This window comes from Paenibacillus sp. VT-400, assembly GCF_001029205.1.
In the GTDB taxonomy this organism is placed as follows: domain Bacteria; phylum Bacillota; class Bacilli; order Paenibacillales; family Paenibacillaceae; genus Paenibacillus; species Paenibacillus amylolyticus.
Genome location: NZ_LELF01000065.1, coordinates 243,768 through 257,903 on the forward strand (window position 1 = coordinate 243,768; position 14,136 = coordinate 257,903).

Sequence of the window (14,136 nt, forward strand, 5' to 3'; positions counted from 1 at the left end):
TTATATTGTTAAATTTGGTTCATAAAACATTATGTGTTAACATTTTTCGTTAAAAAGAGTGAATGTAGAAGAAACGTTGGGAATGATTTGACATCAATCGAGGAATTCGACGAGTGTTGACATTCAGTCATTTAACAGGTAAATTTGGTACATATTTCCTTTAAATATTCTTTGCCGGTGTTCCGATTCCTTGCACTTTGTAATAACTTAACATGATTACCTGACCAATTTCTGAAAGCCTGGCTGGAAACTGGCCACAGCGTCCACACGGATGGTAGCCGACATAGTTTTGTATCACGCCTTCTTCTCTGCACCTCTGTTAGAGTAAAGGGTGAATATATTTTGCTCCTCTTCATCAAATCGTACGTGAGATTTTCCTTCATACGCTTTCCGATGTCCTTCATTTATTTACATGCAGATTACAATCGCGTTCTGAGTCCGAATTGAACGGTCAATAATTTTATTTCGCGTAATAAGCTCCTTCATCAAGCGCATTGTTGCTTCTTGGCATACCATTTTGTGAGTTGTTGAAAGATGTACCCGTCACGTTCAGTCATCTTCCTTTACCATTCAAATGATCTTTTATGCCCGATCCGCATCCTTCTTGGGGATATATTTGCACTTACGAGTTGCGAAGGTTAATGATTCTCTTTAAGAAGTTGATTACATTCGTGCACGAAGAATATTTCTCAAATGTGAGAATTACAAAAGGATACTCTTCCTAAGATACTTTATAATCTGATGGATTTTCGTCCAATGAATGACCGCAATTTACAATACACAAACACAAATAAGGTGGTTCTAATATTCAGAACCACCCTCCTGAAACATCAAAAAAGTCCTGATGACTTAGAGTCATCAGGACCATTATTTTGTCCATACTTTATTAGTTTACTGAATTCCTTACCTTACTCAACCGTTACACTTTTCGCCAGGTTACGTGGTTTATCTACATCATGACCCAGTGCCAGGGAAGCATAGTATGCCAGCAATTGCAGCGCAACTACAGACAAAGCAGGGCTAAGCAGTGGCAGCGTCTTAGGAATCGCAAACGCTTGGTCTACGGATTTCAGCAATGGTGCTACGTGCTCTTCATACGTAATTGCCAATACATCTGCGCCACGTGCTTTTACTTCCTTAATGTTGCTCACTGTTTTCTCAAGTACGTTCTCCTGCGTTGCCAGGGCAATAACAGGGATACCATCTTCGATCAATGCAAGCGTACCATGTTTCAACTCACCCGCAGCATACGCCTCGGAGTGAATATAAGAGATCTCTTTCAGCTTCAAAGATCCTTCTTGAGCTACTGCATAGTCAAGACCACGGCCAATGAAGAAGAGATGTTCATGTTTGGAGATTTGCTCTGCATATCCTTTGATTGCTTCCGCTTGCTCCAACATGGATTCCACTTGCTCAGGCAATGCTTGCATTGCTGCCAGCGTGTGTTCAATCTCTTCTGCAGATTGAGTACCACGAACTTGTGCAAGGTACAGACCAAGCAAGTTAAACGCAATCAATTGCGAAGTATACGCTTTGGTAGAAGCTACTGCAATTTCAGGACCTGCCAATGTTGCGATAACATCATCTGCATCACGTGCAATGGAGCTGCCCACTACGTTTGTGATTGCCAGTACATGTGCCCCATTGGATTGTGCTTCACGCAATGCAGCAAGTGTATCGGCAGTTTCACCGGATTGGCTCACTACGATTACAAGTGTATCTTTGTGCACGATTGGGGAACGGTAACGGTACTCGGAAGCCACATCTGTTTCAACCGGAATACGTACCAATTGCTCAATCACTGTACGTCCAACCAGACCTGCATGGTACGCTGTACCACATGCAATGATTTGAACGTTACGGATATTTTTGATTTGTTCTTCAGTCATTTTCAACTCAGGAAGTTGAACTTTTTTGCCTTCATTATCAATGCGACCCAGCATAGTATCACGATATGCTTTTGGTTGCTCATGAATTTCTTTCAGCATGAAGTGCTCGAATCCGCCTTTTTCTGCGGTTACAGCATCCCAATCGACACGAATCATTTCCCGAGAAATAAAGTTACCTTCAATCGTCATCAATTCGACAGCATCATGTGTCAATACAGCCATTTCACCATCATTCAGAATGTACACGTTACGTGTATGTTCCAGAATTGCCGGGATGTCGGAACCAATGAAGTTCTCGCCTTCACCAATACCAATAATCAATGGGCTTGCTTGACGCACAGCTACGAGTTTCTCAGGCTCATGCTCTGTCAATACACCCAGTGCAAATGCGCCACGCAACAACGTGATCACTTTTTGTACTGTTTTGACGATATCACCATTGTATTCACGTGCGATCAGGTGAGAGATAACCTCAGTATCTGTCTCGGAAGTGAACGTGTGACCTTGAGCCATCAATTCATCCTTCAGATCCAGGTAGTTCTCAATAATACCGTTATGCACAACAGAGAATTTCTGGCTTCCATCTGTGTGTGGATGAGAGTTCTCATCCGATGGTTTACCATGAGTTGCCCAACGTGTGTGTCCGATTCCGGCATTACCTACCAGTGGTGCACCATCCAGCTTGGCTTCAAGGTTCGCAAGACGACCAAGAGCTTTCGTGATTTGCAGACCTTCCGGTGTGAATACCGCGATACCTGCAGAATCATAACCACGATACTCGAGTTTCTTCAATCCTTCGACCAATACCGACTGAGTGTTCTTATTACCAATATATCCAACAATACCGCACATAATTTATTTCCTCCGTTTGTATATGAATACTGTGTCACGAAGAGAAACAGGCAGAGGCGGCACATCGGAAAAATGAGTGATTGCCTAGCGTTTCATGAATACTTGGTACTTATTCAATTATCAATGATCAGAGCGACCTCGTGTCGCCCCGCTGTCATCATAAGCTGTTATGAATGCAATCATGAATGTACATCATTTTCCCGTCCGCGTACTGTTTACGCTCTTCACGCACATTCATTTGAATTTTAGTTTAACTCTTGCACCTGCACCGGCGCGTTGTGTGGACAGTCACCTATCCATTTTCCGCAATCCGGTTTACGGCTCTGGTGCTTCACCGGGAGGTCCCCGCCGAACAATCCGAACACCTCCACCTCGTCAGCTTGATTGCCGTTGATCTTAATCAGCCGTTCTTCAACCTAGAAGAAATCCTGATCAACATCATCCCGCGCAACTCCAAGCTCTGGCGCTTGTGTAACTGTAACCTTACGTTCCTCACTTTCTGTGTCTGAATGACGACTCCACTCATTATATGCACGTCAGGTCCATTTTGCAATGGAGCAAAGTACCTGTGACAATTTTAGCATATTTACCTACAATCCCGACCGGATAAACGGACCTATGGTCTCATCAGGCCGGGACGCAGGAATATCCATGCATAAGTCCTAAATCATGTTATATTAAGCCTCGTTCTACACAACAATTCACTTAAGAAAACCTTATGCAGAAGGTATCTCTTACATCTTCCAGTCCTATACCAGCTCTTTTTGCACTACATCTGCGATTTGAGACACAAATTGTTCAAGTTCGTCTTTATCTGGTCCTTCCGCCATAACACGGATCAGAGATTCAGTACCTGAAGCACGAACGAGTACACGTCCATTATCGCCGAGTTGCTGTTCTACTGTAGCAATAGCTTGCTCGATTGCAGCATTGCCCTCGTATTTGCTCTTATCTTCAACACGCACATTCACCAATACTTGTGGGTACTGGGTCATTAGCGCTTTTAGTTCACTCAGTTTTTTACCGGAAGCCTTGAGCGTATCCACGAGTTGAATCGCAGTCAGCATACCGTCTCCAGTTGTATTGTAATCCAGGAAAATAACATGGCCAGATTGTTCTCCACCCAAGTTGTAACCGCCGCGACGCATTTCCTCCATCACATAACGATCACCTACTGCCGTTTTAGCTGTTTTCAGTGCAAGTTTCTCTGTTGCTTTGTAGAATCCGATGTTACTCATAACGGTCGATACAACAGTACTGTCCTTCAACTTGCCTGCACGATTCATCGCATCACCACAGATACACAGAATGAAGTCTCCATCCACCTCAGCGCCTGTCTCATCAATAGCAATCAGACGATCCGCATCCCCGTCAAAAGCAAGACCCAGATCTGCTTTATGTTTGAGCACTTCTTGTTTCAGATTCTCTGGATGAGTTGATCCACATTGCTCATTAATATTCAGGCCGTTAGGCTCAGCGCCAATGGCAATGACTTCTGCACCTAGTTCACTGAACAATTTTGGTGCCAGTTCATAAGCTGCTCCGTTTGCACAGTCCAAAACAATTTTAAGTCCAGAGAACGATTCATTTACAGTCGTTTTCAGGAAATCAAGGTAACGATAACGGGATTCTTCATCTGTCGTTACAGTACCCAGCCCGCCACCAACTGGCCGTGGCAATTGATCTGTCTCCGCATCCATCAGTTCTTCAATCTGGTTCTCTGTTTCATCAGACAGCTTGAAGCCATCTCCACCAAAGAACTTAATTCCGTTATCCTCAACCGGATTGTGGGAGGCCGAGATCATCACGCCCGCGTCAGCTTTCAACAAACGTGCAATGTACGCCACTCCCGGAGTGGATACAACGCCCAGACGGATCACATCAGCGCCAATGGACAACAGACCTGCAACCAGTGCGGATTCCAACATCAATCCCGAAATACGAGTATCCATGCCGATAACCACTTTTGGTCTTTCCACACCACCTGCAAGCACGTAACCACCACAACGTCCAATGCTGTAAGCCAGCTCTGCCGTTAACTCTTTATTGGCAACCCCTCTTACACCGTCTGTACCAAAATATTTCCCCATGATTTAACTCCTTCTATTCGCATCATATACGAGCACTATTATTATTTTTTTGAGAATTTTAAAATTAGAACGTTTACGGATTCGCGCCACTTTTACTGCCAGTACCGCTGTTATTATTATTTAAATTACCTCGACTGCTTGTGCTCCCCTGTTGACCCTGATCCTGAGTATCCGTATTCGATTCCGTTTCTTCTTCATCAGGAACAGGCTCTTTTTCCCCATTTTCAACCTCGGCTGGTGTTGGGTCAGGTGCTACCGTTCCCTCGTCCGTCGGTTCTTCGCCAGGAGTGGTCGTGGTGTCTTCAGCCTTTTCGCTAATTTTGACCGTCGCACTTAATGCAGTGGATGATTCATCCAGTTTGGCATAACGGGGCAGATCGGCTTCAAGCTTGATCTCATGCGTTCCGACCGCAAGTCCAGCAAGATCCCCGGTTAACGTGAGATCATCACTACTCAGACCCTCAAGCATACTTGCTGAGCCTGTAAGTGTGAGGTTCAGACCGCCGCTTCGAGGCGTAACCAGCGTCCCTTCCAGTCCATTCCCCTCACCGGTAAGTGTGATGGGGACGTTCGGAAAGACTTTGGTTGTCTCCTCTGCCTCGTCAAATGGTGATATGGTTACCTTGATCTGAATCGAACTAGGCTCGATTTTCTCAAAACCGGAAGGCGGCGTCAAGTCCACGTTAACTGTCGATGTACCCGACTGATCAAACTGTGTAAGATCAAGGGTTACTTGGTCGTAGGACTGTATACCTGCAAGCGCATCCTCTGATCCATAAACCGAGACTTCTTTCACGTTTGGCTCTACCGTGGAGAGTACCAGGCCTTCCGGAAGCTGTCCCGAATATTTGATTCTTAAGGGTACAGATGTATAGGGCTGATTGACCGGAACTCGGACTTCAACCGTTTGAGGCGTTATAATCGCATTTTCAAGGACCTTGCCTTCAGCATCGTATGCTTGAAGTTTCACTTTTTTCTGTATGACATCTTCCTTGGCATCTTTCACGCTCACACTGCCCTGGACCTTCGCTACAGCCTCGAGTTGCCCTTCGGGCAGAGTTACCTTAACCGGCGTCGAAGGTTCAGTTACGGGCGTTCCAGCGCTGTATCCGGCGGATGGTTCCCCTTCGGGTACAATATTCACATTGAAGGATTTGGTGCCCAATTTTTCTACGTTCACCGTAACCATGGAAGGTTCCATGCTGACCACTTCTACCCCGGAAGGCAAATCAGGTACAAGTGGCAGTGTATTGGACCCATCTTTCACCTGACTCAGATCGACCAGTACCTTGTAATCGTCATTCGTAAAAATCGATGTTAGCATCGAGCGCTGTCCTTTAATCTCCAGCCGGACCTCATCCGTACTTAATGAAGTGAGCACATAGCTGTTGCTATCTAATCCATAAGGTTGAACAGGCACCGTACGTTCCACAACCTTGTTGGTTGTCCCTGTTGTAATCGTAGGGGTGGTTGGTACTTCATCCAGATGAATCATGAACCAGAGCAGCAGGCTCACCGCAAGCGCAAGTATTTTGGCAAAGTTATTATTGTTAAACCACTTATCCATTGTTACGTCCTCCCTTCCGTTTCCAGAAGGTTGTCCAGCCATTCTTTTTCAGATTGGATGTAGGGCGCAACTCCTCATACAGTTTGGCAATCAGCGATTCTTCCTTAATATCACGAACGACCTGTCCATTCATTGCCAGTGACACTTGTCCTGTCTCTTCGGAGACAACCAAACAGATCGCATCTGCAACTTCGGTAATCCCGATTGCTGCACGGTGACGTGTTCCCAATTCCTTACTAATAAAAGGATTCTCTGATAATGGCAAATAACAAGCTGCCGCCGAAATCTGTTTTCCCTGTATAATAACGGCTCCATCATGGAGCGGTGTATTTGGAATAAAGATGTTAATCATCAGCTCCGAGCTGACCAGAGATTGCATCTTAATGCCCGATTCCGTGTAATCGTTCAGACCCGTTTCACGTTCAAATACGACCAAAGCGCCAATTTTACGCCGTGACAAATAATTAACTGACTTAATAATCTCACCAATTAACACGGTTAGTTCTTCATCACTCGCTGCCGCTGAACGTCCAAACAGCTTACCGCGTCCCAATTGCTCCAGACCACGACGCAGTTCCGGCTGAAAGATAATGAAGACCGCAACGACACCAAACGTAAACATCTGGTTCATTAACCATTTGAGCGTATACAGGTTTAGCCACGTACTTAATGCCCAGATCAACACAAGGAACAGAATCCCTTTTAGGAGCTGAACCGCACGTGTCCCCCGCACAAGCAAAATCAGTTTGTACATAATATAGGTAACGATCAATATATCGATAACGTCCTTAATGGACTCTGTCCACGTTAAGTCAGCAAAATAATTCATAAGCCAGCCCCCGCTATCCCCATTGATGAGTAAACCCTGATCTCATATTAACCCATTAGGATTTTATATAATCCTTTGTCTCCGCATTTTTGCATCATTCGATTTGTGCAAAATGCTTATCTATATGTAGTAGTATGTTCTCTTTAGTATCTAGGTTATAACGTTAACGTTCAGGTTGCAAGTTACGGCAGTCTCAAACTGCACATAAACATCACATTTACCATGAATTACAAAGTTTGCGTATAAAAAAAGAGTACCCCATGCAATCTGGAGGTACCCTGCTTGGTATATACCATTGAAGAATTTTACCCTGTTCTAGCGATAAGCCACTTCATTTACCATATTGGTTATTTTGTACCAGAACCAGTCCAGCGCCTGATCAATACTTTTCACCTGACCTGAAATATGCGCCGTTGAAGCCTGAAACAGTTGTCCGTCGATAACCGTCAGATTGCCGTTCACATCACCATATACTTGTGCGGTTCCATTTTCTATCGTAAGATCGCCAGCAATTGACTTACCTTCAGGAACAATAACCGTGTTACCCTGAATCACGATCTGGTCCAGATTATTTCCCTTAACAACCATTTCGTTATTCTGATTCCAGAAATTCAAGGCGCTAAAGAGCATCACGACCAAAAAGAAGGCTGCCGCCGTCAGCGCGGGATGTCCTTTGACCCATTTGAGCCATGCTTGCTGTCTCTTGGGCTGGGGCAGAGCATTCATAATTCGATTGGTCAGCTCATCAGAGGCAGACGGTGAATAGTGTTTCATGGCAAAGAGTAACATTTCCGTCTGTTCCAACTCTTTAAAGCGCATGCGACAATCCGGACAGATCACAAGGTGACTTTTCAGTTCAACCTTCTGGGCCGGGGACAACGACTCATCCAAACATTCATGCATTAAAGAGACGGCCGAGTTGCAATCCATATGAGAGCCAATCCTTTCTTAAATCACTTAGTCCATGTGCCATTAAAAAGCACGCATAAGACTTGCATACATTACATACGCATCCGTTTCGGATATGTTTCAAATAATTTCGCCCATATTTAAAGGCGTTTAACATTTATAACTTATACTCCAATTTTTTACGTAGAAAATCACGGCCCCGATGAACGCGTGTCTTGATCGTTGTTACGGGCATACCTGTCACATCACTGATTTCCTGTAGCGACAAGTCCTGTAAATATCTCAGAATCATAACGGACTTATACTTGGCTGGCAAACTGTCAATGGCCTCACGAATGAGTGTCTGCGTTTCTGACAGGAGCGCTTCACTCTCAGGTGTACGATCATCACTCGGGAGCATCGCATAACCATCAGATCCTTCCTGATCATTCAGTTCAGCATCCAATGAGTATGAAGGTTTCTTCCTGCGCAGTCGGTCAATACACAGATTCGTTGCGATCCGGTAAATCCAGGTTGAGAACTTCTGGTTCGGGTCGTACTTCTCCATATTACGAAACACACGCAAAAACGTCTCCTGCACAACGTCTTCAGCTTCATGACGATTGTTCAGCATCCGGTATGCCAAATGAAATAGCTTGTCCTTATATAGTTCAACGATTTCTGCAAAGGCTCTCTGGTCGCCCTTGAGCACCAGTTTAATAAGCCTGTTCTCCAAATTGTCCACCCTTATTCCCCCAGACATGCTGATGGGTCTTCCGTCTTCTGATACCCGTCCACACTTGTAATTCACCAATCAAATCGTAAATCAACTTTGGTCAAAAATCAAGACTGTATGACAAATATCCGCCAAAAACAGTAAAAACGGGAACTCCCGCAGGAGTCCCGTTTCATCTCTTACTCCGTAGAGCAGAGAATGGAGCTTTTTAGTTAACAAAGTAATGGGTACTTTGTTACATATAATCATCATTCACAACAAATTGATAATCAACCTGTATTACGAAGTCCTGCAGCGATTCCATTGATTGTCAGCAACACTTCTCTAAGCAGTTCCGTATCATCCTCACCACGTTCACGCATATCTCTGAGCTCGCTCAGAAGTTGAACCTGCATGTAGGATAACGGATCCACATAAGGGTTACGAAGGCGGATGGATTCTTGAATAACCGGTACATCATCCAGAATTTCAGCTTCTCCGGTAATTTTCAGAATCAGCTCTTTTGTGAGCTTGAATTCGGCTTCAATCTGACCGTAGATGCGATCACGGGCTTCCTTGTTCGAAGTCATGGCTGAATATTCTTTGGCAATGACCAGATCTGCCTTGGCTACGGCCATCTGTACCGTATCAATTAATGTACGGAAGAATGGGAAGCTTGCATACATTTCTTTCAGGACAACCAGATTTTCCTCTTTATCCTGATAGTAACTTTGCAATCCTGTTCCTGCCGCATACCATGCCGGAAGCAGATAACGACTTTGAGTCCAGGCGAATACCCAAGGGATCGCTCTCAAATCTTCAAACTTATCGCTATTTTTACGCTTGGATGGACGGGAACCAATATTCAGCTCACCAACCTCCGGAAGCGGCGTTGATTCTTTGAAGAAGGTGAAGAAGTCTGGATCACGGAAAATCAGATCCTGATATTTCGTCAGAGATACTTCCGAAATCTCTTTGATGATGCTGTCCCAATGACGTTCGGATGCTGACTCTTGCGGCTCAAGCCCATTAAGTGCTGCTGTGATTAGAGCCGAAGTTGCCTGCTCCAGACTGCGGTATGCAATCCCCTGAAGGGAATAACGGGAAGAAATAACCTCTCCCTGCTCCGTAATCTTGATGCCGCCACCAATCGTATGTGGTGGTTGAGCAAGAATACTGCGGTTGAGTGGCATGCCGCCACGTCCAAGAGCCCCGCCACGTCCATGGAAGAACTTCAGCTTAACGCCGTGGTCATTACCTACAGCCGTGATGGCATTCATCGCTACGCGCAATTCCCAGTTGGCTGTAACCACACCGCCATCCTTGTTACTATCTGAATAACCAAGCATGATTTCATGCAGTTCATTCCGTCCTTTTACGCTTGCGCGGTATACAGGAAGGTTGAACAGCTTCTGCATAATGTCCGAAGCCGCATGTAGATCATCAATCGTTTCAAACAGCGGTACCGCTTGAAGTGTAGATACAACGTCACCGTTGTGTCCTTTGGTGAATAAGCCCACTTCCTTGGCAAATACCATAACCTCCAGCAAATCACTTGCGCCCTGCGTCATACTGATCAGGTAACTTGTGATACAGCCGTTCCCAAATTCGTTCTGGGCACGTTTGATGGTACGGAAGACATCCAGACACTCTTTGGTTCCCTCCGTGTATTGGTGATAAGGAGAAGTAAGCGGACGTGGATCATCCAGCAAACGAGCAAGCAGATCGATTTTACCGTCTTCAGTCAGACGTGCATAATCCTCTACAATGTTCATTTTCGCCAAAATCTCCGACATCGCATTTTCATGTTCCTTACTGTGCTGACGCACATCCAATGCTGCGGTATGGAAACCAAACAACTCGACTTGACGAATCATTTTGCGAATGGTCGTATCTGCTACGTAATCGGCAAAATGATGGCGCAGACTTCGATCAATAATCATCAGTTCATCAATCAAATCCTGTGCGCTATGATAACGGTCAGGCTGACCTAATTTGTTTTCATCCAGTACATTGTTCAGCTTGGCAATCATATAAGCCAATTTGATGCGGTATGGCTCTTTTTCATTCCGCCAGATATCCACTTTTTTCAATGTAACAGAATTACGATCCTGCTCAATCGACTGCACCAGCTCATCCGATACATGAATGATGTTTGTGCTGAAGCTGAGATGGCCCATAAGTTCAATCATAATCCGTTGGTATTCACGCAAAGCGAGCTTGCGTTGCATCAACAGCGTCTGCCATGTTACATCTGAAGTTACCGAAGGATTTCCATCCCGGTCTCCACCGATCCAGGAACCGAACCGCAAATACGTCGGCACATGCCAGTCATGGTCAGGATAAAATTTATTCAGGCAGCGTTCCAGCTCCTGATATACATCCGGAAGTACGTGGAACAACGTTTCATGAAAGTAATACATCCCGTTCCGCACTTCATCAAGCACAGTCGGTTTGCGGTCGCGAAGTTCATCTGTCTGCCAGAGTGTAATAACCTCATTCAGCAGCTTCTCACGCAACTGTTCACGTTCACGCAACGTCAGCGTAGGATTATCAAGTGACATGACATCTTCGGATATCCGTTTATGGATGTCCAGAATAACCCGGCGCATAGCTTCGGTTGGGTGAGCTGTCATAACGAGTTCCAACGACAAATCGTCGAGAATCTCTTCCACCTCTGTATGAGACAGTCCACGTTCCTTAAGATCCTGTACTGCTTTCTCAATCGATCCTGGCTGCACAGCGTCCCCAGCAGAACGTTCATAATCCCGTTTACGCCGGATCCGATGGTTTTGTTCAGCAATATTAACTAATTGAAAATAAATAGCGAAAGCCCGAATAACCTGGTGACGATTGTCCGAGTCTAATTCCTGGATCATCGTTTTGAACTCTGCATAGAGTTCTGGCAGAAATTCTGCACGTAACGATTTGCTCGTTTCCCGAATCTTCTCAACGATATCTAGAAGCTCCGTGCCGCCTTGATGGACAAGAACTTCTCCGAGTATATTGCCCAGGAACCGCACGTCTCGCCGAAGCAGGTTGTTGGATTGGCTTTTGCTGGCGGTTACCATAGTTTCAGTCATGCTTATCCTCCCATCTGATCGTTCCATTCGTACACGTAAATTTGACACCTTCATAACATCATACAATAAAATGGTACGAAAATCTTTATTTTTCTACTAGAAAAAATGGGGATTATCCCCGATTTACAGCACAAAAACACGCTTTTTTATTCATTTTCTTGTTCTGCTTCAATTAATGGTCATATACTGTCGCATGATACCTTTTTCACGTACTTTAGATAAATCAAAAGTCTCATACCTATTCTTAAAAACTCATAAATATACAGTTCTTTTAGATATGATCTCCTGTACCTGATATTAAGGTTAAACCGCATAATTTCATTGTTTGAGAACAGATGATATACAAAGAAACATGACCGGCAAAGCAAGCTTTTGTATACTTTACCACAGTGACGCAATAAATTAAAGATGTAATTATAATTTTCTTCCCACTACAGTCTGCTTACTAGGCAAGTTTCTTATGTATGTTGTTATTCAATTGGACTCAAAGGTATATCTTAACAGACTTTTTCTACATATTGTACTTGTCTTCTTGGGCAGATTAATCTGTAGCTCTTACTAAAAAGGAGGAATCCACATGATGAAGAAAGGTACAACAATTATTGCTTCCGTGCTTCTGGTGGCCGCGATGGCTGGCCCTGCTGCTGCTGATGGTCAAATGTCCAAAGGAATGGATACAACCGGCTCACGTGTCCGGTCTTATCAGGACACCAACTACATGGACCGCACAAACACTAATTCCAACATGAATATGAACATGGATGGAAACTACCGCAACAATGGTGACTATCGTACCAACAGTGTTCGTGCAAACGCCACAACAACCGACCGTGACAACGGCATGGATTGGGGCTGGCTCGGTTTGCTGGGACTGCTTGGATTAGCTGGCATGCGTAAAAGAGTGACGGATCACAACGAACGTTAGATTGTACTCACGTCACGTTACAATAGCTGCTACGTCTTAGAAGCAGCTCATCGACAGAGATAAACAGAAGAGCCAAGACCCCTTTACTATTGAAATAGAGAGGTCTTGGCTCTTTTTTAGATAAACCTGTACTGTACTTTATATAAAATATTACATAATATACTGCTGATTCTTACGTTAATAAAAATAAAAAGCCTCTGCATCTGCAAAGGCTCTTTCATTATATTCTATAAGCGGGTGATGGGAATCGAACCCACGCTATTAGCTTGGAAGGCTAAAGTTCTACCATTGAACTACACCCGCATAAACAAAAATCGGGATGACACGATTTGAACATGCGACCCCCTGGTCCCAAACCAGGTGCTCTACCAAGCTGAGCTACATCCCGATACTAAAAAAATAATGGCGCGCCCTGAGAGATTCGAACTCCCGGCCTTTTGATTCGTAGTCAAACGCTCTATCCAGCTGAGCTAAGGGCGCAAAAATATTGGAGCGGAAGACGGGAATCGAACCCGCGACCCTCGCCTTGGCAAGGCGATGCTCTACCGCTGAGCCACTTCCGCAAATAAAGGATGCGCGTGGAGGGACTTGAACCCCCACGTCAAAGACGCTAGATCCTAAGTCTAGTGCGTCTGCCAATTCCGCCACACGCGCATATGATGGTGAGTCATGAAGGGCTCGAACCTTCGACACCCTGATTAAAAGTCAGGTGCTCTACCAACTGAGCTAATGACTCATACTAAAATGGCTGGGGATATAGGATTTGAACCTATGCATGACGGAGTCAAAGTCCGTTGCCTTACCGCTTGGCTAATCCCCAATAAAAATATGGTGGAGGCTGAGGGGATCGAACCCCCGACCCTCTGCTTGTAAGGCAGATGCTCTCCCAGCTGAGCTAAGCCTCCAACTATATGACCCGTAGGGGATTCGAACCCCTGTTACCTCCGTGAAAGGGAGGTGTCTTAACCCCTTGACCAACGGGCCCCATTTCCAAAGCTCTCAACCGGGATCGAACCGGTGACCTCATCCTTACCATGGATGCACTCTACCTACTGAGCTATGAGAGCAAATGGCTCCCCGAACAGGGCTCGAACCTGTGACAACTCGATTAACAGTCGAGTGCTCTACCAACTGAGCTATCAGGGAATAATATGCATTTGCAGGGCAAATGCAATTCATCGTACAACGTCCACATGCAGAGCCTGTTTTCTATGTATGATGAAAGAGTTCGCTTGGCGGCGTCCTACTCTCCCAGGACCCTGCGGTCCAAGTACCATCGGCGCTAGAGGGCTTAACGG

At 45.1% G+C, this 14,136-nt stretch carries 8 protein-coding genes and 11 tRNA genes; 1 reads left to right on the forward strand and 18 read right to left on the reverse strand.

The window, feature by feature from the left end; translation table 11 throughout:
* Positions 1-908: 908 nt before the first annotated feature.
* The 7 genes from glmS to ppc all read right to left on the reverse strand — a co-directional run bounded on the left by glmS (position 909) and on the right by ppc (position 11,913).
* A complete protein-coding gene (glmS, locus tag EL84_RS10655) occupies positions 909-2,741 on the reverse strand; it encodes a glutamine--fructose-6-phosphate transaminase (isomerizing) (protein WP_036668148.1) in 1,833 nt (610 codons plus the stop codon).
* Positions 2,742-3,490: 749 nt separating this feature from the next.
* Positions 3,491-4,831 (reverse strand): phosphoglucosamine mutase, encoded by a 1,341-nt coding sequence (gene glmM, locus EL84_RS10660; protein WP_047841663.1) that lies wholly within the window; start codon positions 4,829-4,831, stop codon positions 3,491-3,493.
* Positions 4,832-4,904: 73 nt separating this feature from the next.
* Entirely contained in the window at positions 4,905-6,398 is a 1,494-nt protein-coding gene (locus EL84_RS10665) for a YbbR-like domain-containing protein (RefSeq protein ID WP_053061446.1), read from the reverse strand.
* Positions 6,391-7,227, reverse strand: coding sequence for a diadenylate cyclase CdaA (gene cdaA, locus EL84_RS10670; RefSeq protein ID WP_047841664.1), 837 nt, complete (start codon positions 7,225-7,227; stop codon positions 6,391-6,393). Before cdaA ends, EL84_RS10665 begins: the two co-directional genes overlap by 8 nt.
* 315 nt (positions 7,228-7,542) lie before the next feature.
* The gene (locus EL84_RS10675; RefSeq protein ID WP_036614042.1) at positions 7,543-8,157 is read right to left on the reverse strand and encodes a zf-HC2 domain-containing protein; all 615 of its coding nucleotides are present in this window, start codon (positions 8,155-8,157) and stop codon (positions 7,543-7,545) included.
* Positions 8,158-8,293: 136 nt separating this feature from the next.
* The gene (sigW, locus tag EL84_RS10680; RefSeq protein ID WP_036614044.1) at positions 8,294-8,860 is read right to left on the reverse strand and encodes an RNA polymerase sigma factor SigW; all 567 of its coding nucleotides are present in this window, start codon (positions 8,858-8,860) and stop codon (positions 8,294-8,296) included.
* A gap of 260 nt (positions 8,861-9,120) precedes the next feature.
* Positions 9,121-11,913, reverse strand: a complete 2,793-nt coding sequence (ppc, locus tag EL84_RS10685; RefSeq protein ID WP_047841665.1) for a phosphoenolpyruvate carboxylase — start codon at positions 11,911-11,913, stop codon at positions 9,121-9,123.
* 577 nt (positions 11,914-12,490) lie between these two features.
* On the opposite strand from ppc, the gene EL84_RS32130 reads away from it, so the two are divergent.
* Positions 12,491-12,838, forward strand: a complete 348-nt coding sequence (locus tag EL84_RS32130; protein WP_047841666.1) for a WGxxGxxG family protein — start codon at positions 12,491-12,493, stop codon at positions 12,836-12,838.
* Positions 12,839-13,070: 232 nt separating this feature from the next.
* On the opposite strand, the gene EL84_RS10695 is transcribed toward EL84_RS32130, so the two are convergent.
* The 11 genes from EL84_RS10695 to EL84_RS10745 all read right to left on the reverse strand — a co-directional run bounded on the left by EL84_RS10695 (position 13,071) and on the right by EL84_RS10745 (position 13,984).
* A tRNA-Gly gene (locus tag EL84_RS10695) sits at positions 13,071-13,141 on the reverse strand.
* Positions 13,142-13,152: 11 nt separating this feature from the next.
* Positions 13,153-13,226, reverse strand: a tRNA-Pro gene (locus tag EL84_RS10700).
* A 15-nt stretch (positions 13,227-13,241) separates the two neighbouring features.
* A tRNA-Arg gene (locus tag EL84_RS10705) sits at positions 13,242-13,318 on the reverse strand.
* An 8-nt stretch (positions 13,319-13,326) separates the two neighbouring features.
* A tRNA-Gly gene (locus EL84_RS10710) sits at positions 13,327-13,401 on the reverse strand.
* A gap of 10 nt (positions 13,402-13,411) precedes the next feature.
* Positions 13,412-13,492, reverse strand: a tRNA-Leu gene (locus tag EL84_RS10715).
* A gap of 6 nt (positions 13,493-13,498) precedes the next feature.
* Positions 13,499-13,574: transfer RNA gene (locus EL84_RS10720), tRNA-Lys, on the reverse strand.
* 9 nt (positions 13,575-13,583) lie between these two features.
* Positions 13,584-13,658, reverse strand: a tRNA-Gln gene (locus EL84_RS10725).
* A gap of 9 nt (positions 13,659-13,667) precedes the next feature.
* Positions 13,668-13,743 (reverse strand) — tRNA-Val (locus EL84_RS10730).
* A gap of 7 nt (positions 13,744-13,750) precedes the next feature.
* Positions 13,751-13,822, reverse strand: a tRNA-Glu gene (locus EL84_RS10735).
* A 10-nt stretch (positions 13,823-13,832) separates the two neighbouring features.
* Positions 13,833-13,905, reverse strand: a tRNA-Thr gene (locus tag EL84_RS10740).
* 3 nt (positions 13,906-13,908) lie between these two features.
* Positions 13,909-13,984, reverse strand: a tRNA-Asn gene (locus tag EL84_RS10745).
* Positions 13,985-14,136: the final 152 nt, after the last annotated feature.

What these genes read in the sequence shown, in the direction of transcription:
- glmS (WP_036668148.1), bottom strand. Translation starts at nt 2,741, where the DNA reads ATGTGCGGTATTGTTGGATATATTGGTAATAAGAACACTCAGTCGGTA.
- glmM (WP_047841663.1), bottom strand. Translation starts at nt 4,831, where the DNA reads ATGGGGAAATATTTTGGTACAGACGGTGTAAGAGGGGTTGCCAATAAA.
- EL84_RS10665 (WP_053061446.1), bottom strand. Translation starts at nt 6,398, where the DNA reads ATGGATAAGTGGTTTAACAATAATAACTTTGCCAAAATACTTGCGCTT.
- cdaA (WP_047841664.1), bottom strand. Translation starts at nt 7,227, where the DNA reads ATGAATTATTTTGCTGACTTAACGTGGACAGAGTCCATTAAGGACGTT.
- EL84_RS10675 (WP_036614042.1), bottom strand. Translation starts at nt 8,157, where the DNA reads ATGGATTGCAACTCGGCCGTCTCTTTAATGCATGAATGTTTGGATGAG.
- ppc (WP_047841665.1), bottom strand. Translation starts at nt 11,913, where the DNA reads ATGACTGAAACTATGGTAACCGCCAGCAAAAGCCAATCCAACAACCTG.
- EL84_RS32130 (WP_047841666.1), top strand. Translation starts at nt 12,491, where the DNA reads ATGATGAAGAAAGGTACAACAATTATTGCTTCCGTGCTTCTGGTGGCC.